Below are 19,958 nucleotides of genomic sequence, written 5' to 3' on the forward strand. Positions count from 1 at the left end.
GGGGACGCCGGGCCCGGTCAGGACCCGCTGGGGGAGGTCTCCAGGCGGCGCGCGGGCCGTCCGTCGGGTGCGGGCAGGCTCGCTTCGAGCTCGTCCAGGGCGCGGCGGGCCGCCGCGATGCGGTCGCGGACGTCGGCGTCGGGTCCGCCCGCGCCCGGCGGCGGCCCCGGCTGCTTGCGTTCGCGGTCGGCCGCGTCCTCGATCTCGCGTGCCTCGTCGAGGGAGTTGAGCACCACCCCGATGAGGACGTTGACCAGGACGAAGGAGGCGAGCAGCGCGTAGGAGGCGTAGTAGACGATGCTGAGGCGGGAGATCTCCAGGCCCGCGCGGACGGCGTCGGTCAGGCCGTCCAGGGTGGTCAGCAGGAACAGCGTGAGCATCGCACGGCCGACGGAGCCGTAGTGCCCCGGGTCGGACTCGGCGAAGCAGACCCAGCCGACCATGGCGTACACGTACAGCACCAGTCCGCCGACGAAGAGGAAGCTGGCGGTCCCGGGCAGGCTGCGGCCGACCGCGATCAGCAGGATGCGCAGGTGCGGCAGGAAGCGGGCCGTACGCAGCACCCGGGCCAGCCGCAGCAGCCGCAGCAGGGTGGTGTTCTCGCGGACGAACGGGACGAAGGCGGAGGCGACCACCGCGAGGTCGAAGAGGTTCCACGGGTCGCGGAAGAATGCTTTCGGCCGGTCCGCGAAGGCGCCGGCGCGCAGCACCATCTCCACGGTGAACAGGGCCAGGCAGCAGTGCTCGGCGGTCCACAGCAGCCGCTGGTGCTCCGCGGCGAGCCCGCTGTAGGTCTCGACACCCATCAGCGCGGCGTTGAGCAGGATGACGCAGAAGACGACCACGCCGAAGGCGGGTGCCTCGGTGGCCACGCGGCAGCGTGCCGCCAGCTTCATCCGGCCGCGTCCGGCGGGCCTGGGGTCTGTCATCGCGCTCCTCGAACTCTCGTGCACCACGGCCGAACGGCGGCCCGCCCTCCCTAACGCCCCAAACCCGATCGGGTTTCACCACCCCGCGTGCCCCAACGCGCCGAGGCGTGCGCCCCCACCGTCCGAACGGCGGTGGGGACGGGCCGCCCCCGCGCCGGTGGGCGTCGCACCAGGTCGTCGGCGCCCCGGCGGCGTGCCGAGGGGAGGCGGGCGGACCAGGAGCCCGGCGGCCGGAACCCGCACGCCTCCCGGGGAGTCGGCCGATCCGCGGGTGGAGCGGACCGTGGCCGCATATGCTCGGCGCGTTCTCTCCGTACGCATGAACACCGGAACGTCTGAGCACGGGAACGTCTGATCGCCGGCACGCCTTTTCGCCGGGCACGTCTGTTCGTCGGGCATGTCTGTTCGCTCGTCGGCGTCCGTGCGATCGCGTGCCCGTGCGCAGCCCGTCTCACGAACCGTTAGGGGACCGCGCCGTGAGTGTCCGTATCCAACCCACCTCGCAGGTCGACGAGAGCGCCCGGCTCGGCGAGGGGACCACGATCTGGGATCTGGCGCAGATACGCGAGAAGGCCACGCTCGGCCGCGGGTGCGTCGTCGGGCGCGGCGCGTACGTCGGGCCCGGCGTACGGATCGGCGACCACGTCAAGCTCCAGAACCACGCGCTCGTCTACGAGCCGGCCGTGCTCGGCGACGGGGTGTTCATCGGCCCGGCCGCGGTCCTCACCAACGACTTCTACCCCCGCGCGGTGGACCCCGACGGCACCCTCAAGCGTGCCGGCGACTGGGAGGCCTCCGGAGTCGTCGTCGCCGAGGGCGCCTCACTGGGGGCCCGGTCGGTGTGTGTGGCCGGCGTGCGCGTCGGGCGCTGGGCCCTTGTCGCGGCCGGGGCGGTGGTCTCCAGGGACGTCCCGGACTTCGCCCTGGTGGCCGGGGTGCCGGCCCGCCGGATCGGCTGGGTGGGCCGCGCCGGGGTCCGTCTGGTGGAGCGCGACGGCGAGCCGGGCACCTGGGAGTGCCCGCGCACCGGGGCGCTGCACGACGAGCGGAACGGCACGCTCAGCGAAAGAAACTGACGGAATGTCGGCAATTTAGGCCACCGGCATTTCCGCAAAACCACAATCAATGAACATCCGTGGGCATAACGTGTCCCTGCACACGGGATCTGAGCAGGCAACAGGCCTTGCTCAGTGGGGGGTTGTGTACGACGAGGCACCGCGGGCAGCGCCTGGCGGAGCGCGGCTCCACCGCGTCCGCGGACACTGCCGTGCGCGCGTGTCCCGGTCCGAGGGCATCGCTGGGGGGATCCAGACGGCAGCCTTCGGACGGCTCGTGCCCGCGGCGCCGGACGCCGCGGCCACGGGCGCCGTCACGCGCAGTCCCCCTCCGCGGAATGACGACCGCCAGGTCCGTCCGAGGAGCGATCAGAGGGGGTAGGTGTGTTGGAGCCGAAGAGCTCGGACATGCGGGGTGCCGGCGGCACCCGGGGAGTCGGGGCGGGGACCCGATGACCACCACACGATTAGCGGCACTGGCCGCAGAGGACCCCGAGCTGCACGCGCTGGCGCAGCGGCTGCTCGCACTGGCCGAGGCGGGCCTGCCCGCCATGTACCTTCCGGAGGCCGAGACCTTCGCCTTCACCAGGGCCGGAGCCGTCTCCGCCGACGGCACCCGCCGCCTCGAACTGCGGGGGACCAGCACCCGGTACGCGGCCATCACCGCACTGGGCGCCCGCTACCTGCCCGAAGACCGCCAGCGCGCCCTGTTCGGCGGGCGCTCCGCCCAGGAGTTCACCGGACTGCTGGTGGAACGGCTGCCCGGGGTCGTCAACCTCGGTGACGCCGCGCTCGTCGCCTGGGCCGCGGCCGAGACCGGACACCCGAAACTGTCCGACGCACTCGACCGGCTCGCCGCCCTGGACCTGCCCGACCGGCCCCGGTACACGGTCGAGGCGGCCTGGGTGCTCTCCGCCCTCGCCGCCGCGCGACCCGCGGCGGACGTGGAGGACCGCATCGGGGCCGCCCGCGACCGCCTGCTCGCCGCCAGGACCGGCAGCGGCCCGCTGTTCGCGCACGCCACCGGCCCGGGACCGGTCGCCGGCTACCGCGCTCACGTGGCCTGCTTCGCCGACCAGACCTATCCGCTGCAGGCGCTGGCCCGGCTGCACGCCGGCGGAGACGACCCGCAGGCCCTCGCCGCCGCCGACGCCTGCGCCGCCCGCATCGCCGACCTCCAGGGCGACGGCGGACAGTGGTGGTGGCACTACGACGCCCGCGAGGGCCGCGTCATCGAGGGCTACCCCGTCTACAGCGTCCACCAGCACGCCATGGCCCCGACCGCCCTGTTCGACCTGGCCGAAGCGGGCGGCACGGACCACGGCGCCGCGATCCGCCGAGGCCTGCGCTGGATGACCGCCGTCCCCGAACTCGCCGGGCCCGCCGGCACCCCGCGCGAGCCGATGATCCGCGAGGACCTCGGCGTCACCTGGCGCAAGGTCCACCGCGGCGACCCGAAGAAGGCCGTCCGCGCCGTCCGCGGACTCACCACCCGCCTCGCCCCGCACGCCCGCCTCACACCCCTGGACGCGCTCTTCCGCCCCCGGCGGGTGGACCGGGAGTGCCGCCCGTACGAGTTCGGCTGGATGCTGTTCGCCTGGCTCGGGGGGCCGCAGAGATGACCCGACCCACCCTCTTCGGGGTCGCCCTCGACCCCCTGACCATGGACGAGACCGTGCAGCGCTGCCTCGACGCCGTACGGCGCGGGGAGCAGATCGAGATCGGCATGCTCAACGCCGCCAAGCTCGTCAACATGCGCCGCGACCCGGCCCTGGCCGCAGCGGTCGCCGGCTGCGACCTCGTCCTGGCCGACGGCCAGGCAGTGGTCTGGGCCGGCCGCGTCCTGGGCGTCCGACTCCCCGAACGCGTCGCCGGCATCGACCTGTTCATGCGCCTGCTCGCCGCCGCCGAGGTCGCGGACATCCCCGTCTACCTCCTCGGCGCCCGCCAGGAGGTCCTGGAGATGATGCTCGGACAGATCTCCGAACGCTTCCCGGAACTGCGCGTCGCGGGCAGCCGCAACGGCTACTTCGACGACTCCGAACAGCAGGAAGTCGCCGACGCCGTCGCCGGCAGCGGCGCCCGGCTGCTCTTCCTCGGCATGACCTCACCCAAGAAGGAGATCTTCACCGCCGGCTACGGCAAGCGCACCGGCGCCCACGTCGTACACGGCGTCGGAGGCTCCTTCGACATCCTCGCCGGCATCACCAGACGAGCCCCCCTGGCCTGGCAGCGGATGGGCCTCGAATGGTTCTACCGCACCCTCCAGGAACCGCGCCGCCTCGGCAGGCGCTACCTCACCACCAACGCCGCCTTCCTCGCCATGACGGTCCGCGAGCTCATCCACCGCACCCCGTCTGCAGCCTCCGCGAACAGGAGCCACCGCTGATGCGCGTCGTCGTCGTGGGACAGGGATACGTAGGCCTCCCCCTGGCCGTCCGGGCCGCCGAGGTCGGCCACCAGGTGATCGGATACGACGTCGACGCGCGGCGGGTCAAAAGCCTCGCCGCCGGAGAGTCGTACGTGGAGGACGTCTCCTCCGAACGCCTCGCCCGCGCCCTGGAGCGCGGCACCTACCGGCCCAGCGAACTCGCCCGCGACTGCGGCGGATTCGACGTCGCCGTCGTCACCGTCCCCACCCCCCTGCAGGACGGGGCGCCCGACCTGCGCTACATCGAGGAGTCGGCCCACACCCTGGCCCGCTTCCTGCGCCCGGGCGCCACCGTCATCCTGGAGTCCACCACCTACCCGGGCACCACCGAGGAACTGTTCGCCCCCATCCTGGAGGACGGCTCCGGCCTCACCGCCGGCGCCGACTTCCACCTCGGCTACAGCCCCGAGCGCATCGACCCCGGCAACACCGTCTGGGGCTTCCAGCAGACCCCGAAGGTCGTCTCCGGAGTCGACGCAGCCTCCCTCAAGGCCGTCGAGGCCTTCTACGGACAGCTCGTCGACACCACCGTGCCCGTGCGCTCGCCCAAGGAGGCCGAGCTGGCGAAGCTGCTGGAGAACACCTTCCGGCACGTGAACATCGCCCTCGTCAACGAGATCGCCATGTTCGCCCGCCACCTCGACATCGACGTCTGGCAGTCCATCGAGGCAGCCTCCAGCAAGCCCTTCGGCTTCATGAAGTTCACCCCCGGACCCGGCGTCGGCGGGCACTGCCTGCCCATCGACCCCTCCTACCTGAACTGGCGCGTCCAGCGCGAACTCGGCCAGAACTTCCGCTTCGTCGAACTCGCCAACGACATCAACAACCACATGCCCGAATACGTCACCCGGCGGGTGATCGACGCCCTCAACACCAGACGCCGCTCCGTCAACGGCTCCCGCGTCCTGCTGCTCGGCCTCGCGTACAAGAAGAACACCGGCGACGCCCGCGAGTCGCCCGCCGTACGCATCGCCGAACTGCTCCTCGACATGGGCGCCAAGGTCCGCGCGGTCGACCCGCACGTGGTGGAGAGCGTCAAGGCCGACGCCCGCCTCGCCCGCGTCGAGGCGACCCGCAAGGAGCTGGCGGCCGCCGACGTCGTCGTCCTGCTCACCGACCACGACTCCTTCGACTACCAGATGATCACCGAGCACGCCTCCTTCGTCCTCGACACCCGCAACCGCATGACCGGCCCGAAGGTGGAGGTGCTCTGAACCCATGGCCAGGATCGTCTGCGTCGCCGGCGCCCGCCCCAACTACATGAAGATCAAACCGGTGATGGACGCACTGGAGCGCCGCGGCGCCGACGTGGTCCTCGTCCACACCGGACAGCACTACGACCAGTCCATGAACGACGTCTTCTTCCGCGACCTCGGCATCCGGCCGCCCGACCGGTACCTGGGCGCCGGCTCCGGCAGCCACGCCCGGCAGACCGGCCGGGTGATGGCCGCCTTCGAGCCGCTCGTCGAGGAACTGGCCCCCGACGCCGTGGTCGTCGTCGGGGACGTCAACTCCACCCTCGCCTGCGCCCTGGTCACCGCGAAGGCCGGCCCCCTGCTGGCCCACGTGGAGGCCGGCCTGCGCAGCCGCGACTGGACCATGCCCGAGGAGGTCAACCGGGTCGCCACCGACCGCGTCAGCGACCACCTGCTGGCCCCCTCGCCCGACGCGGCCGCGAACCTGCGCGCGGAGGGCTACCGCGAGGACCAGATCCACGTCGTCGGCAACGTCATGATCGACACGCTCCTCGCCAACCTGGAACGGGCCCGGCGGTCCGACGTCCTGGACCGCCACGGGCTCACCCGCGGCGGGTACGGCCTGGTCACCCTGCACCGGCCCGCCAACGTGGACGACCCCGGGGCGCTGCGCGGCCTGCTCAAGGCCCTCGGCGAGATCGCCGGCCGCTGCCCCCTGCTGCTGCCCGTGCACCCGCGGGCCGCCGACCGGCTCGCCGAAGCCGGCGTGCCCGACGGCATCCGGCTCGTACCGGCCGCCGGATACCTCGACTTCATCGCCCTGCAGGACTCCGCCCGCCTGGTCCTCACCGACTCCGGGGGCGTCCAGGAGGAGACCACCGCGCTGGGCGTGCCCTGCGTGACCCTGCGGGACAACACCGAGCGCCCCGTCACCATCGAGGAGGGCACCAACGTCCTGGCCGGCACGGACCCGGACCGGATCGTCGCCACCGCCGAGCAGGTGCTGGACGCCCCGCCCGAGCCGCGCTGCCCCGCACTGTGGGACGGCCGCGCCGGCGAGCGCATCGCCGCCGTCCTCCTCGACGGCGGCACCGCCCGCACCCGGCCCAGACCCACCGACCTCGTACCGGCCGCCGGGCCCGGGCCGCAGTAACCGGAACATCCGCGACAAGGGGGAAGACCATGGACCTCGCCGAGACAGTGCGGGTCATGCGCAGGCGCTGGTACGTGCTGCTGCCCGGCCTGCTGCTGACAGCGGCGCTCGCCGCCGCCGTGCACCTGCTGATCCCGGTGGAGTACCAGTCGCAGAGCACCGTGACGCTGCTCAACTCGTCGAAGGCCACCGAGGCCTTCGACGGCAACCCCTTCCTCAGCACGCAGACCTCGCTGACCGGAATGGCCGACGGCCTCGCCCGCAACCTCAACTCGGACGGGGCCAAGGCCGACCTCAAGGCCCTCGGCGTCACCGGCAGGCACGAGGTGAAGATCGCCGACAACGCCCAAGGCCCCTTCATGTGGCTGACCGTGACCGGCACCGACCCGGCCGCCGTCCTCAAGTCCGACCAACTCCTCGCCGCCTACGCCGACAAGCGGCTCAAGGAGTTCCAGACCCAGCAGTCCGTCGCCCCCGAGGCCATGATCCGGATGGCGACCATCGTCCCCCCGCAGAAGCCCCAGGCGCAGACCAAGACCCGGCTCCAGTACATCGTGATGGCGGGTGCGCTCGGCTTCGTCCTCAGCCTCGTCGCCACCTTCTACGCGGAGGCCCGGCGGCGCACCCCGCGCGGCGGGTCCCACCCGGCTCCGGGCGGTACGCCCGCCGAGCCCGCCGCGACACCGGCCACGGTGGCAGCCGCCACGGCCGACGAGACCATGGCACTGCGTACGGCCGGCACCGGCGGGGCGGGCTCGCCGTGACCGACACCGGCACCGGCACCGGCACGCAGACCACCCCGGCGGCGCCCTCCCTGGGACGCCAGGTCGGCTCCGCCGCCAAGTGGAGCCTGGTCAACACGGTCGTCATGCGCCTCGGCAACTTCGCGACCGGCATCGTCCTCGCCCGCTACTTCCTCGGGCCCGAGGCCTGGGGCGTGTACGGCATCGCCCAGACCGTCCTGCTCGTCCTGCTCTCCGCGAACGAACTCGGCGTCTCCCTCGCCATCGTCCGCTGGGAGGGCGACCCGCGCCGCTTCGCCCCCACCGTCCTCACCCTCAGCGCCGCCTCCAGCTTCCTGCTGTACGCCCTACTCTTCGCCACCGCTCCGGCCGTCGCCGACGTACTCGGCTCGCCCGAGGCCTCCGGCGTCCTGCGGGTCATGTGCCTGTGCGTTGTCCTCGACGGACTGTCCCAGGTCCCCGCCGGCTTCCTCACCCGGGAGTTCGCACAGGGCCGGCGGATGGCCGTCGACGCGCTCAACTTCGTCCTCAGCACCGCCGTCACCCTGCTGCTCGCCGTCCAGGGCTGGGGCGCGATGAGCTTCGCCTGGGGATCCGTCGTGGGCAACGTCGCCGCCCTCATCGGCTGCTGCCTCGCCGCGCCCGGCACCCTGAAGTTCGGCTGGGACCCCCGGCAGGCCCGCGCCCTGCTGAAGTTCGGCCTCCCCCTCGCCGGAGCCAGCATGCTCGCCCTCGGCGTGGTCAACGTGGACACCATGGTGGTCGGCTCCACCCTGGACCCCCTCGCCCTCGGCTTCTACGTACTCGCCTTCAACATCTCCGGCTGGCCCGTCCGCATCATCTCCGAAGCCGCCCGCCGCGTCTCCTTCGCCGGCTTCTCCCGGCTGGCCGACTCACCACAGGCACTGGCCACCGGCTTCGCCCGCGCCCTCGGCGTGGTGACGGCGGCCACCGTCCCCCTCTGCGCCCTGCTCGCCGCCCTCGCCGCACCCGTCATCCAGCTCGTCTACGGCGAACGCTGGCTGCCCGCCGCCGGCGCCCTGCCCTGGCTGATGGCACTGGGCCTGGTCCGCATCGGCTGCGAACTCGCCTACGACTGCCTGGTGGCCATCGGCCGGCGCAGCTCCCTCATCGCCGTCCAGGGCCTCTGGCTGCTCCTCCTGATCCCCGCCCTCGTGATCGGCGCCCGCGGCGGCGGGATCGTCGGTGTGGCACAGGGACACGTCGTCATCGCCGCCGCGATCGTCGTCCCGGTCTTCCTCCTCGCCCTGCACCGCGGCGGCATCCCCCTGGGCACGATCGCCCGGACCTGCGCCTGGCCGCTGCTCGGCGGAGCCGTGATGACCGCGGTGCTCCTCCTGCTGGAGCGGTACCTCGGCGACTCCGTGCCCGCGCTCCTGGCGACCGCGGCCGCCGGCACCCTGGCCTACGCCCTCTGCCTCCTGCCCGCCCGAAAAACGCTCCGAGGATAGGCGGCCGGCCATGTCACGCAACCGAAGGCGCCTCACGGCGTGGCTGCTCGCCGGAGTGGTCCTGGCCGTCACCCTCACCCTGTACGACGCCGACCGCACCGGAGTGGGCGACCCGAAGGCCGCGCCCTCCACGACCCCCTCGGCGGCACCCCCCGTACCGGCGACACCCGCACCCACCACCACGCCCGGCCCCTCCGCCACCCCCTCCCCACCCGCCCCACCAGGCACCGGCGAACCCTCGCCCGGTGCCTCCGCCTGCACCTCACCCGGCGCCTGCGGATACCCCGACGCGGACAGCACCGGCCCCCGGATCGCCCTGGAACGCCACGACACCGGCAACATGTCCATCAGGAAGAACGGCACGGTCATCAAGGGCTGGGACATCCGCGGCTCACTCGACGTCTACGCCGACGACGTCACGATCATCGACAGCCGGATCACCTCCACCAACTGGTGGGGGATCAACCTCCGCCCCGGCCACAGCGGCCTGAAGGTCCTGCACACCACCATCACCGCCGTCCCCGGCAAGGGCCCCGACAACGGCGGCGTCAACTACGCCGTCTCCAACATGGGCGGCAGCTCCGTCGAGGTCGGCTGGTGCGACATCTCCGTCTTCGGCAACGCCCTGTCCATGGGCCAGGGCGACCTGCACGACAACTACGTCCACGACCTCGTCGCCTTCCGCAACCAGGGCGGCGAATGGCAGCACACCGACGCCGTCATCAGCGGCGGCGGCAACAAGGGCCGGCTGACCGTCCGCCACAACACCCTGCTCAACGCCACCCCCGTGGACAAGGGCGCCACCGCCGCCATCGGCCTCTTCGCCGACACCGGAGTCGTCTCCTCCGTCGTCGTCGAGGACAACTGGCTGGCCGGCGGAGCGTACACGCTCTACGGCGGCGGCCCGGGCGCCACCGGCATCCGCGTCACCGGCAACGTCTTCTCCACCCAGTACCACCCGGCCGCCGGCGCCTACGGCCCCGTCACCGCCTGGAACGCGGGCGGCGCCGGCAACGTGTGGAAGGACAACCGCATGTCCGACGGCCGCCCGGTGGAACCCGCCCCCTGACCACCGCCCCACCACGGAGGCAACGACATGCGCCGTACCGCCCGAGCCCCCTGGGAACTGCTCAAACGCACCTTCGGCTGGCTGGTGCTCTTCGAAGCCCGCAACAAACTCCTGCTCCTGCCCTCCGCCGTCCGGCTGAGACGCTTCGAGGACACCGAGACCACTCGCCTCGCCGCCGTCCTCGGCACGCCCCCCGCCGCCCGGGTCGCCACCGTGATCGCCACCCACCGGCGCCCCGACGCACTGCGCGCAGCCGTCCGCTCCGCCCTGGCGCAGACCGTCACCGACCAGGTGGTCATCGTCGTCGACGACGGCGCCGGCCTGCCTCAACTCCCCGCGGATCCACGCCTGTTCGCGGTGTCCCTCGCCCGCAACACCGCGACCGCCGCAGTCGTGCGCAACGTCGGCATCCGCCTCACCCGCTCCCGGTACGTGGCCTTCCTCGACGACGACAACCTGTGGGAGCCCGACCACCTGGAGCAGGCCCTGAGCGCACTGGACGCCCCCGGCGGACCCGACGCCGTCTACACCGCGCTGCGCAGGATGCTGCCCGACGGCACCGAACGCGACGTCCTGTCGGTCCCCTTCGACCGCCACCGCGCCGCCCACGAGGCCTTCCTGGACACCAACGCCTTCGTGGCCCGCCGCAGCCGCGCCCTCCACTTCAGCCGGCTGCGCCGCACCCCCGAGGTACTGCCCCGCGAGGACTGGGAACTCATCCGCCGCTACGCCCGCCGCCACGAGGTGCGCCACCTGCCCCGCCCCACCGTCCGCTACCTGGTCAACCCCGACAGCTTCTACACCGCCTGGGAGGGATAGACACAGGCCCGGCGACGGCGGTCAGCGCAGGGCCAGCGGCGTCCGGGACGCCAGGTGCGACAGCTTCTCCGGGTTGCGGACGTAGTAGAGGCCCGCGATGCGGGAGTCCTCGACCCGGACCGCCAGGATCCCGTCGAGCTCGCCCCCCAGGTGGACAAGGAGCGCCGGACTGCCGTTGACCACGGTCGGCTCCAGCACCATCGGCAGGTCCTTCCTGGTGTTCTTGCCGACACCGCCCACCATGAAGCGCGCCACCTTCTCCGCGCCTGCGATCGGCCGCAGCGCCGCCTGCTTGATGCCGCCGCCGTCGGCCACCAGCACCACGTCAGGGGCGAGCACCGCGAGGAGGTCCTGCGGGTTGCCGCTCTCCAACGCCGCCCGGAAGGAGTCCAGCGCCGCCCGTGTCTGCGCGGCGGACACCGCCTGCCGGGGACGGCGGGCGTCGACGTGCCGGCGGGCCCGGTGGGCGATCTGCCGGACCGCCGCCGGGCTCTTGCCGACCGCCTCCGCGATCTCGTCGTAGCCGACGTCGAAGACCTCGCGCAGCACGAACACGGCGCGCTCGGTCGGCGCCAGCGTCTCCAGGACAAGCATCAGCGCCATCGACACGCTCTCCGCGAGCATCGCGTCCTCGGCCACGTCCGGCGCCGTGAGCAGCGGCTCGGGCAGCCACGAGCCGACGTACGCCTCCCTGCGGCGGCTCGTCGTCCGCAGCCGGTTCAACGCCTGCCGGGTCGTGATCCGCACCAGGTACGCACGCCGGTCGCGCACCTGCTCCAGATCGACCTCGACCCAGCGCAGCCAGGTCTCCTGCAGCACGTCCTCCGCGTCGGCCGCCGAACCGAGCATCTCGTAGGCGACGGTGAACAGCAGGTTGCGGTGCGCGACGAAGGTGTCGGTCGCCGTGCCGGCGCCGTCCTCGCTCATGGTGTCTCCGTTCGTCTCGGTGGTACGGACACAGGACACCGGCCGACCGCTGCCTGTGACAACACCTTCCGGTCAGGCCGGGGCAGCCCTTACGGGGCGCCGTGCCGCGCCGACGGGCCGGCCAGGGCACGGGCCGCCGCCAGGCTCGCCGGACGGCCGAGGGCCGCGCGGGAGGACTCCCGCAGCAGCACCGCCGCCCGGAAGGCGGTACCGGCCGCGAAGCCGTGACGGCGCCGGTAGAGCCGCACCCGGTTGAGGGTCAGCAGCGTCCACAGCCGCGGCGACACCTGCGAGTCCCCACCGAGATGGGTGGCCGAGGCCGAGGGCTCCAGACGGGTCACGAAGCCGAGGTCCCGAGCCCGCAGACAGTACTCCGTCTCCTCCGAGTACAGGAAGAACGACTCGTCCCAGGGACCGCACACCGCCAGGCACTCCCCGGACAGGGCCATCAGCGCCCCCGTCGCCCAGTCCGCCACCGTGTTCCCCTCGTAAGCCGCCGGGTCGGTGACCAGCTCGCTCCAGCGCGGGAAGCGCCCCGCCCGGCGGTTGCCGATCACCGCCTCGCCCAGCGCCCGGGTCACGCTGGACTCGCGGCGCAGCGAGTGCAGCAGCGTCCGCCCGTCCTCCTCGTACAGCAGCGGAACACTGATCCCGACCCGCCGGCCGCCGGACTGCGCGGCGCCGAGCGCGTCCACGAGCACCTTGGCGCAGCCACGCCGCATCCGGACGTCCGGATTGCACACCACGGCGGTCCCGAAGCCGCCCTCCCACCCGGCGGCGGCCGCCAGCGCCGCGTTCACCCCCGCCGCGTACCCGGCGTTGCGCCCGGTCCGGACGACCGTCGCCTCCGGAGCCAGGGAGCGCACCACCTCCACCGTGTCGTCGGCGGAGTCGTTGTCCGCGACGACGAGACGCCAGTCGAGCCCGGCCATCCCCTCCGGCAGGGAGGCGAGGAAACCCGGCAGGACCGCCGCACTGTTCCAGGTGACGACGACCACCGCTACCGGACCGGAGCCGGGGCCGGCGCCGGGGGACTCGGGAGATGCTGCTGACCGGCGGGAAGACATGGGAACTCCACGGATCGGGGCTTCGGCGCCGCGCGCCGGATGAAGCCGAGGTAACTGGCTCCCGCGGCGATCGTCAGGAAGAACATCCCGGCGAACATGGGGAAGCTGAGTGCGTCGAACGTGGCGCTGACGACCAGGGCGACGAGGGCCGACGCGAAGAACGCCTGCCCCAGTTCCCGGTCGGACTCGCCGACCGCCAGCCGGCGGATCGCCCCGCCCTGGTGGATCCCGGTGAGGAAGAGGAACACCAGCGCGAGCAGCCCCAGGAGCCCCGTCTCGGCGAGGGTCAGCATGTACTGGTTGTCGGTGAAGAAGTACAGCTCGGGAATGAACGTGCCCAGACCCCGCCCGAATAGCGGCCGCTCCTCCAGGTACGGGAGGATCGCGCTGTACTTGACCGTGCGGGCCTGGGTGCTGCTGTCGGAGTTAGTCAGGAAGGACGCGAACAGCGCGGTGATGGTGCCGAGAAGCCCCGGGACGATCACCTTGAAGCAGGCGACCGCGCCCACCAGCACACCGATCGCGGTCCACCGCCGCTGCGGCTTCCAGCGCGGCACCATCACCAGGACCACGATCAGCGCCCCGATGATCGAGGTGCGCGACACCGTCAGCGGCAGCGCCCCGCCCATCAGCGCGACCGGCCCCCAGCGGCGCCAGGCGCGCAGGTGCCTCCGTACCGGATCGAAGGCCTGCTGGACCGCGAAGGGCAGCAGCAGCGCCAGCATCCCGCCGAACTCCAGCGGCTGCGCCGTCGTGGCCCGCGGCCGGGTGAACGCCCCGCGGTCCAGGGTCGTGATCTGCGGGACGCCCGACGTCAGCCCCGGGATGCTGATGCTGTCGGCGATGTTGGTCGCGGTGAAGAAGTCGTAGAACCCGACCGCCGCGACGACCGTCCCCATCACCACCGCCCGGCGCATCAGTACGTCCAGGCGCGCCCGGTCCTGGATCCCCGCGGAGACCAGCACCACCAGCGACACCCACACCAGCAGGGCGATCAGGCCGCGGTCCGCGCCCAGCAGCTCCTTGCGCACGCTCCCGCGGCCCGCGTTGGCGATGTAGGACGCCAGCACCGACACGGCCAGCACCCACAGTGCCACCCGCGGCAGCCGGGTCCCGGACGCCGGCCGGATCCGGCCCGACACCCAGGTCGCCAGATACCAGAACAGGGCCAGCAGGGCGAACACGTTGGCCGGGGTCCCCACCCCGCCCAGGCCCGGCAGCGTCAGGTTCGACGGGATGAAGAAGGCCAGCGCCAGATACCCGGTGAGCAGCGCGACGGCGTCCACCCGCCGGCCCCGCGCCCTGCGGCGGGCGGCCCGGCCCGGACGGCCCGGGTCCGCGGCGGAACGCCCCCGCCTGCGCCGCCGGGCGGCAGCCGACGCGTCCACCACGAAGGACAGGACGAACCCGCCGGCGACACCGAGGATGAGGACCCCCAGCACCTGCTGGTAACGGCTCTTGAGCTGCGGCACCGGGGTCTGCGGCAGCACCACCGGCGCGGTCTGCACCATGTGCGCGGGCTGCACCTCGGCCGCCGCCTGGAGCGCGTCGAGCTGCTCCCCGGCGAAGCCCGTCAGGATGTTGGTCTCCTCAAGGACCCGCTCCCGGTCGGTGCCCGTGACGGTCAGCGTCAGCAGCGGCCCCGAGGTGTTCGCGGCGAAGCCGACCGTATAGGGATCGGTGACGCCCAGACTGTGCAGCTCACGGGCGGCGTCCGCCCCCGACAGCGTCCTGATCAGCACGTCCGCGGTCACGACGAGGGCGCCGCCCGCGTTGGAGATGGGATTGCCGAAGGCCGGCGGCAGCTTGGCCGCCGCCGAGGAGTCCAGCAGCGCCACCGAGCTCTGCGACTGGTACGCCACCGGCACCGACCGGTACAGGTGCAGCGCCGCCAGCAGGCTCAGCACGAGCGCCGGCCCGATCACGTACCACCGCCGGCGCAGCACCGCGACGATTTCCCGAATGCTCACGAACACCCCTGCCGGGAACCGGATTTGATGGCGGACCTACCCGGGCCCTGCAAAGATCGGACAGGAAGGAGGGGATCCCCGTGTCGCCTGGTGAGTTGGTCCGAGCGCTGCGCCGGCGCTGGTACGTCCTGGTCGTCGCGGCGCTGCTCGCGGCCGCCGGAGCCGCGGCGGTCCTGCGGCCCCAGCCGGTCCACCTCAGCTCCGCGATCGTGGTGCTCAAGCCGCCGGTGACCAGCCGGCAGCCCAACCAGCTCGCGAACCTCCAGCCGCCGCTCGCCGCCGTCTCCTACGCGGTGGTGCAGCAGCTGGACTCGCCCGAGGGGGCGGCCGAGCTCAAGGCGGCGGGAGTCGCGGGCACGTACCGGATGACACCGCGCAACAGCGGTACCAGCGTCACCCCCCGCCACCTGATCCCCTCGTTGCAGATCCAGGCCGAGCACACGGACCCCGACGTGGCCGACGCCTCCGTACGGAAGATCATCGAGGTCTACGCGCGGCACCTGGCCGACCTCCAGACGCAGCAGGGCATCCCGGACGAGGCACGGATGAGCGTGGACCTGCTGGTGCAGCCGCACGCCGTCGCACGGACCGGAGACCGGACCCGGGCCCTGGCCGGAATCGCCCTGTTGGCCGCGGTCGGCGCTGCGGCAGCGGCCCTGTGGACCGACCGGCTCCTGACGCGCCGGAACCGGCGCCGGCGCGAGAGCGCCGACGCCGGTCCGCAGGACCCGCCGGGGGAAGCAGTGGAGACGGGCCATCAGATCCCTCGGCGCTTCCACGACCGCCACCACAGCCACTCGCGCCCCCGGTCGGCGACGGCCGACAGCACCAGCGGCTGAAGGTAGGGCATCACCCGCGGGCCGATCCGCCGGCGCCGCTCCAGCGCGCGGTACTCGGCCAGCGACGTGTAGCCGTCGGGCAGGCACTCGGCCGCGAACTCCACCAGCTCCTCGACCGGCACCACAGCGGTCCGCCCCCGGTCGTAGGCCCGGTAGGCGCGCCGCAGGGCGTACCGGGCGAGCCGGGTGCGCGCGGAGGCCGCCAGCCGGTCGGCGCCCGGCAGCAGGTCGCCGCACTTGACGAGCACCGAGTCGAAGGCGGCCAGGCGCTGGCGCAGGTCGTCGAGCTGCCCGCCGAAGTCCGTCGTGGACATGTTGTCGCCGTGGACGCGGTAGAAGGCCTGGTCGGCACCCTGGACGTAGCCGACGTCGGCATGCGCGGCGAGCCGCATCCACATCTCGATGTCCCCGGCGTGCGGCAGCTCCGGATCGTAGCCGCCGACCTTGCGCTGGAGGCTCGTACGGACGACCACCTCGGGCGAGGTGATGCAGCCGGTGCCTTCCCGGAACCGCCGCTCCAGCCACCACCGCCCGGGGTAGACCACCGATCCGGTGGACCGGGTACGGGCCGCCGGGAGCGGGCCGCCGTGCCGGAACCGCAGCGGCCTGCCGTACGCGAAACCCGCCTCCGGGTGGGCGTCGAGCAGGGTCGCGGCACGCACCAGGGCCCCCGGGACCAGCCGGTCGTCGGCCGAGAGCAGGGCGACGTAGTCCCCGTCGGCCCACTCCAGCAGGCCCTCGTTGTACGTCGCGATGTGCCCCTGGTTGCGCTCGTGGACCCGTACCTCGATCCGCGGGTCGGCCGCCGCCAGCGCGCGCGCCACCTCCGCGGAGTCGTCGGGCGAGGCGTCGTCGATGATCAGCACCCGGACGTCGACGCCTTCCTGCTCGTCCAGGACGCTCTTGACGCAGTCGGCCAGGAAGTGGCCGTACTTGTAGCAGGGGATCACCACACTGACCGTGCTCACGGGCCGGACACCTCCGCGGAGCCGTCCGTGGACAGGGGGGTGTCCGGCAGGGTCGTGGTGAAGATCGGGCCGACCCAGTAGTTCACCGAACCGTAGGTGTTCGACGGGAAGGCCGTCGCGGAGCCGTACTTGTAGAGCCCGTTGCCGCTGCCCGGCGCGTCGGCCGGGGCCACCAGCGGGTAGGAGCGGTGGGCGCCGGCGAAGTAGCCGCCGTCGACCGAGTAGTTGCCGTTCGGCGCGTGGTAGGACGCCACGTACGTGGTGCCCGCGGTGACCGGCACCGGCGCGGCGAACTGCAGCTGCTGCCAGCCGGTCAGGGTCTCGCTGCCGAAGGTGCCGGTGGCCAGCAGGGCGCCGGAGGCGGACCACAGGCTGCCCGTGTGGGTGCCGGTGTTGCCCGGGCCCTTGTAGAAGGTGACACCGGTGATGTAGCCGTTCACCGCCGACTGGAAGCGGGTGCCCAGCTCCACCGAGTTGGCGTCGTCGCCCACGTTCGCGGTGCTCGGGGTGGTGGCGGCGTTCCACAGGGTGCACGGGCAGTTCACCGCCGGGGGGCTCGCGCTGGTCGTGAAGTTCCAGGTGACCGGCGCGGCCATGGCGTTGCCCCACAGGTCGGACACCTGCACGGATGCCGTGTAGGTGGTGTTCAGGGCCAGTTCGGAGGACGGGGTGAAGGTGGCGCTGTTCGACGCGCCGAGCACCTTGGTGCCGGGGACGGTGGCGCCGCCCGCGTCCTTCACGGTGAAGGTCAGCGTCTCCGCGTCGACGGCCGTGCTGAAGGTGGCCGTCACCGCCGCCGTGATCTGGGTGCCGGTCGCGGCCGACTGCGGGGTGGTTCCGGTGACGGTGGGCGGGGTCGTACTGGCGCCGGAGGTGTCCAGCACCGCGTCCACCCAGTAGTTGCTGCCGGACGAGGCCTTGTTCGGGAACCCGCCCGTGCCGCTGTAGCGGTAGACGCCGTTGCCGCCGTCGGTTCCGCTCTTCAGGGCGGTCAGCGGGGCCAGGCCCGCGTCGGCCGAGGCGAAGGTGTTGTCGAAGGAGTAACCGCCGTTGGGGGCGAAGTAGGAGGCGATGTACGTCGTGTCGGGCTTGACCGGCACCGGGCTGGAGAAGTTCAGCTGCTGCCAGCCGGACGCCGTCTCGTTGGTGAAGGTACCGGTGGCCAGGCGCTGGCCGGTGCTGCTCCACAGGCTGCCGGTGTGGGTGCCGGTGTTGGCGGGGGACTTGTAGAAGCGGACGCCGGTGATGGAGCCGGGCGCCGAGGAGCGGATCTTCACGCCGAGTTCGACGGCGCTGCCGTCACCGGCGTTGACGGTTCCCGGGACGGCCGCGGCCGGCCACACGGTGCAGGGGCACTGCTGCGGTCCGACGGTCAGCGGGACCGAGGTGGTCGCTCCGATGTTCACGCTGTCGTCGACCGCGCGCACCTTGATCTGTACGGCGCCCGGGGCGGTCGGTGTCCACGTGTGGCTCCAGCTCGCCAGGCCGGTGGCGGCCTTCCAGGTGGTGCCGCCGTCGGTGGACACCTCCACCCGGGCCACCACGCCGCCGCCGGTGTCGGTCGCCGTCCCGGTGACGGTCACCGGCCTCAGGGCCGGCACGGTGGCGTTCGCCGCCGGGCTGGTCACGGTGACGCCGGGGCCGACGGTGTCCGTGGAGGCGGTCGCGGCGACCAGGTCGCCCTGCAGGGACTTGGGCTGGACGCCCATGTCGGCGAACACGTTCACCGTGGCCTGCTGCATCCGCTTGTCGGCCGTGACCACGGTGTCGTCCGGATTGGAGGTGGGCATGTTCGTCAGGCCCCAGGACCACTGCACCGTGCCCGCCCCGAACACCAGCGCGTGCGAGATGGGGTCGCGGAAGGCCACCAGGCTGTGCGTCGCGGTGCCGTTGCCGTAGGTGTTGCCGTAGTCCTTCAGCAGCTTGCCGTCGTCGATGTCGACCGTCGTGGACGACATCCGGATCTGCCCGGCCGGACGGCTGGCGTTCTCCACGTCGCTGTCCCACTCGTAGCCGAGCGTGCCCTGCGGGAAGGTGGCGGTCTGCGAGGGAGTGAGGTTCGCGACGGAGGTGTGGCGCCACAGGCGCTGCCCGGCGAAGGTACCGGGCACGGTGATCGCGTCGCTGCGGTAGCCGTTGACGCTGAACATCGAGCCGGTCAGCTGGTTCTGCGGCTGGAAGGGCCGCCCGTTCGTCGCGCTGGCCGGGTCCATGAAGGTGCCCGTCCAGATCCCGCTCGGGTCCGGGATGCCGTTCGGCTGCGGGAAGGACAGCTTGGTCTCCTTGTACGACACCAGCGTCCGGTTGGCGGTGTTCGTCCCGTCGATGCTCGGGGCGAGCCGGGTCTTCCAGAAGATCTCGTTGCCGGCGAAGTACGTCTGGTGCTGCCCGGCGCGGCGCGCTTCGAGGGCGTTGGTGAACTGCTCCTGGGTCCAGTACTCGTCGTGCCCGGAGGACATGAAGACCTTGTGGTTGGGCATCAGGGACGCGCCGCGCACCGACATGTCGATGCCGGAGATGTAGCTCACGTCGTATCCGTTGCGCTCCAGCCACGCCACCATCTGGAACTCGGAGCCGTAGATCCCGTTGTCCCCGCCGATGTCCATGGGCCGGTTGTAGCTGACCTCGTAGGCCCGCCCGTCGGGCGCCGGGCCGCCGCCGTCGTAGAGGTCCTGGCCGCCGTAGTTGTTGTACGCCTGCCAGGTCTGGTCGCTGGTCTGCACGACGATGTCGGAGTGGCTGGAGTCCTTGCGGACGACGAACGGGTACGGCATCACGCCGTTGCCGTCCGCCTGGTCGAAGTTGGCGACGTAGAGACCGGAGACGGCGTCGGCCGGCACGGTCCACGTCGCGGTGACGGGCCAGTTCCCGCAGTCGACCAGGCCGGTGGAGGCCTTGGCGGCGCAGGAGGCCGCGCTCCCGCCGGGAGCGAAGTTCGCCGGGTACGTCTGGGCGGCCTGCGCCGGGGTCGACATCAGCCGGGCCCCGGCGCCGCCGTAGTGGCCGAGGCGGTACACCGAGACCTTGTACGGCGTCGGCGACTGGACCTTGAACTGCAGGGTCTCGCCGGCCTGCACGCTCTCCCGGGCCGGGAAGCCCTTGATGTCGCCGTACGCGCTCGGCGCGAACCACTCCTCCATCGGGGTGCCCGGCTTGGAGTTCTCGCAGACGATCGCGTTCGTCGCGGGACCGCAGGGATCGGCGGCCGCGGCCACCGGGGCCGGGGGCAGGACGGTGGCCGTCAGCGCCGCCACCACGGTGAAGAGACCGTAACGGAGCAACCGTGTCCGTTTGTTCATCTGGACCTCATTGTCTACGTC

At 72.5% G+C, this 19,958-nt stretch carries 16 protein-coding genes; 10 read left to right on the forward strand and 6 right to left on the reverse strand.

The features are described 5' to 3' along the window. Window positions 1-17 precede the first annotated feature (17 nt). Window positions 18-929 carry an ion transporter gene (locus tag BSL84_RS26720; protein WP_045323373.1) on the reverse strand — a complete coding sequence of 304 codons (912 nt, stop codon included), beginning with the start codon at window positions 927-929 and terminating at the stop codon, window positions 18-20. Window positions 930-1,405: 476 nt separating this feature from the next. On the opposite strand from BSL84_RS26720, the gene BSL84_RS26725 reads away from it, so the two are divergent. The 9 genes from BSL84_RS26725 (at window position 1,406) to BSL84_RS26765 (ending at window position 10,867) form a co-directional block, all read left to right on the forward strand. Beyond that, window positions 1,406-2,005, forward strand: coding sequence for an acyltransferase (locus BSL84_RS26725; protein ID WP_045323374.1), 600 nt, complete (start codon window positions 1,406-1,408; stop codon window positions 2,003-2,005). A 431-nt stretch (window positions 2,006-2,436) separates the two neighbouring features. After that, window positions 2,437-3,606 carry a hypothetical protein gene (locus BSL84_RS26730; protein ID WP_045323375.1) on the forward strand — a complete coding sequence of 390 codons (1,170 nt, stop codon included), beginning with the start codon at window positions 2,437-2,439 and terminating at the stop codon, window positions 3,604-3,606. Next, entirely contained in the window at window positions 3,603-4,373 is a 771-nt protein-coding gene (locus BSL84_RS26735) for a WecB/TagA/CpsF family glycosyltransferase (RefSeq protein WP_075971298.1), read from the forward strand. The genes BSL84_RS26730 and BSL84_RS26735 overlap by 4 nt, the downstream gene beginning before the upstream one ends. Next, a complete protein-coding gene (locus BSL84_RS26740) occupies window positions 4,373-5,629 on the forward strand; it encodes a nucleotide sugar dehydrogenase (protein WP_030031455.1) in 1,257 nt (418 codons plus the stop codon). The genes BSL84_RS26735 and BSL84_RS26740 overlap by 1 nt, the downstream gene beginning before the upstream one ends. A 4-nt stretch (window positions 5,630-5,633) precedes the next feature. Then, window positions 5,634-6,764, forward strand: coding sequence for a non-hydrolyzing UDP-N-acetylglucosamine 2-epimerase (gene wecB / locus BSL84_RS26745; RefSeq protein WP_045323377.1), 1,131 nt, complete (start codon window positions 5,634-5,636; stop codon window positions 6,762-6,764). Between the two features lie 29 nt (window positions 6,765-6,793). Further along, entirely contained in the window at window positions 6,794-7,528 is a 735-nt protein-coding gene (locus tag BSL84_RS26750) for a hypothetical protein (protein WP_052680670.1), read from the forward strand. Continuing rightward, window positions 7,525-8,979: an oligosaccharide flippase family protein gene (locus tag BSL84_RS26755; RefSeq protein WP_075971299.1), complete on the forward strand. Its 1,455-nt coding sequence runs from the start codon at window positions 7,525-7,527 to the stop codon at window positions 8,977-8,979. Before BSL84_RS26750 ends, BSL84_RS26755 begins: the two co-directional genes overlap by 4 nt. 10 nt (window positions 8,980-8,989) lie before the next feature. Further along, entirely contained in the window at window positions 8,990-10,048 is a 1,059-nt protein-coding gene (locus BSL84_RS26760; RefSeq protein WP_051873312.1) for a hypothetical protein, read from the forward strand. A 27-nt stretch (window positions 10,049-10,075) separates the two neighbouring features. Continuing rightward, window positions 10,076-10,867, forward strand: a complete 792-nt coding sequence (locus BSL84_RS26765; RefSeq protein ID WP_030030684.1) for a glycosyltransferase family 2 protein — start codon at window positions 10,076-10,078, stop codon at window positions 10,865-10,867. Window positions 10,868-10,888: 21 nt separating this feature from the next. Here BSL84_RS26765 and BSL84_RS26770 read toward each other — a convergent pair whose 3' ends face one another. From BSL84_RS26770 to BSL84_RS26780, 3 genes are all read right to left on the reverse strand, one after another. Then, the gene (locus tag BSL84_RS26770) at window positions 10,889-11,794 is read right to left on the reverse strand and encodes an RNA polymerase sigma-70 factor (RefSeq protein ID WP_075971300.1); all 906 of its coding nucleotides are present in this window, start codon (window positions 11,792-11,794) and stop codon (window positions 10,889-10,891) included. 89 nt (window positions 11,795-11,883) lie between these two features. Beyond that, window positions 11,884-12,861, reverse strand: coding sequence for a glycosyltransferase family 2 protein (locus tag BSL84_RS26775; protein WP_075971301.1), 978 nt, complete (start codon window positions 12,859-12,861; stop codon window positions 11,884-11,886). Next, window positions 12,795-14,831: an O-antigen ligase family protein gene (locus tag BSL84_RS26780; RefSeq protein ID WP_079273486.1), complete on the reverse strand. Its 2,037-nt coding sequence runs from the start codon at window positions 14,829-14,831 to the stop codon at window positions 12,795-12,797. The genes BSL84_RS26775 and BSL84_RS26780 overlap by 67 nt, the downstream gene beginning before the upstream one ends. Window positions 14,832-14,911: 80 nt before the next feature. Between BSL84_RS26780 and BSL84_RS26785 the strand changes: the two genes are divergently transcribed. Continuing rightward, entirely contained in the window at window positions 14,912-15,670 is a 759-nt protein-coding gene (locus BSL84_RS26785; protein WP_199816257.1) for a hypothetical protein, read from the forward strand. Here the strand turns inward: BSL84_RS26785 and BSL84_RS26790 are convergent. Both BSL84_RS26790 and BSL84_RS26795 read right to left on the reverse strand, forming a co-directional pair. After that, a complete protein-coding gene (locus tag BSL84_RS26790) occupies window positions 15,589-16,638 on the reverse strand; it encodes a glycosyltransferase (protein WP_075971303.1) in 1,050 nt (349 codons plus the stop codon). The two genes, BSL84_RS26785 and BSL84_RS26790, sit on opposite strands and share 82 nt — an antisense overlap. Further along, the gene (locus tag BSL84_RS26795; RefSeq protein WP_075971304.1) at window positions 16,635-19,937 is read right to left on the reverse strand and encodes a DUF4082 domain-containing protein; all 3,303 of its coding nucleotides are present in this window, start codon (window positions 19,935-19,937) and stop codon (window positions 16,635-16,637) included. The genes BSL84_RS26790 and BSL84_RS26795 overlap by 4 nt, the downstream gene beginning before the upstream one ends. Between the last annotated feature and the right edge of the window lie 21 nt (window positions 19,938-19,958).

The organism is Streptomyces sp. TN58, from assembly GCF_001941845.1.
GTDB lineage: Bacteria > Actinomycetota > Actinomycetes > Streptomycetales > Streptomycetaceae > Streptomyces.

Coding starts and splice junctions, on each gene's coding strand:
- BSL84_RS26760 (WP_051873312.1), top strand. CDS start 8,990: ATGTCACGCAACCGAAGGCGCCTCACGGCGTGGCTGCTCGCCGGAGTG.
- BSL84_RS26795 (WP_075971304.1), bottom strand. CDS start 19,937: ATGAACAAACGGACACGGTTGCTCCGTTACGGTCTCTTCACCGTGGTG.
- BSL84_RS26775 (WP_075971301.1), bottom strand. CDS start 12,861: ATGTCTTCCCGCCGGTCAGCAGCATCTCCCGAGTCCCCCGGCGCCGGC.
- BSL84_RS26765 (WP_030030684.1), top strand. CDS start 10,076: ATGCGCCGTACCGCCCGAGCCCCCTGGGAACTGCTCAAACGCACCTTC.
- wecB (WP_045323377.1), top strand. CDS start 5,634: ATGGCCAGGATCGTCTGCGTCGCCGGCGCCCGCCCCAACTACATGAAG.
- BSL84_RS26720 (WP_045323373.1), bottom strand. CDS start 929: ATGACAGACCCCAGGCCCGCCGGACGCGGCCGGATGAAGCTGGCGGCA.
- BSL84_RS26735 (WP_075971298.1), top strand. CDS start 3,603: ATGACCCGACCCACCCTCTTCGGGGTCGCCCTCGACCCCCTGACCATG.
- BSL84_RS26750 (WP_052680670.1), top strand. CDS start 6,794: ATGGACCTCGCCGAGACAGTGCGGGTCATGCGCAGGCGCTGGTACGTG.
- BSL84_RS26730 (WP_045323375.1), top strand. CDS start 2,437: ATGACCACCACACGATTAGCGGCACTGGCCGCAGAGGACCCCGAGCTG.
- BSL84_RS26740 (WP_030031455.1), top strand. CDS start 4,373: ATGCGCGTCGTCGTCGTGGGACAGGGATACGTAGGCCTCCCCCTGGCC.
- BSL84_RS26770 (WP_075971300.1), bottom strand. CDS start 11,794: ATGAGCGAGGACGGCGCCGGCACGGCGACCGACACCTTCGTCGCGCAC.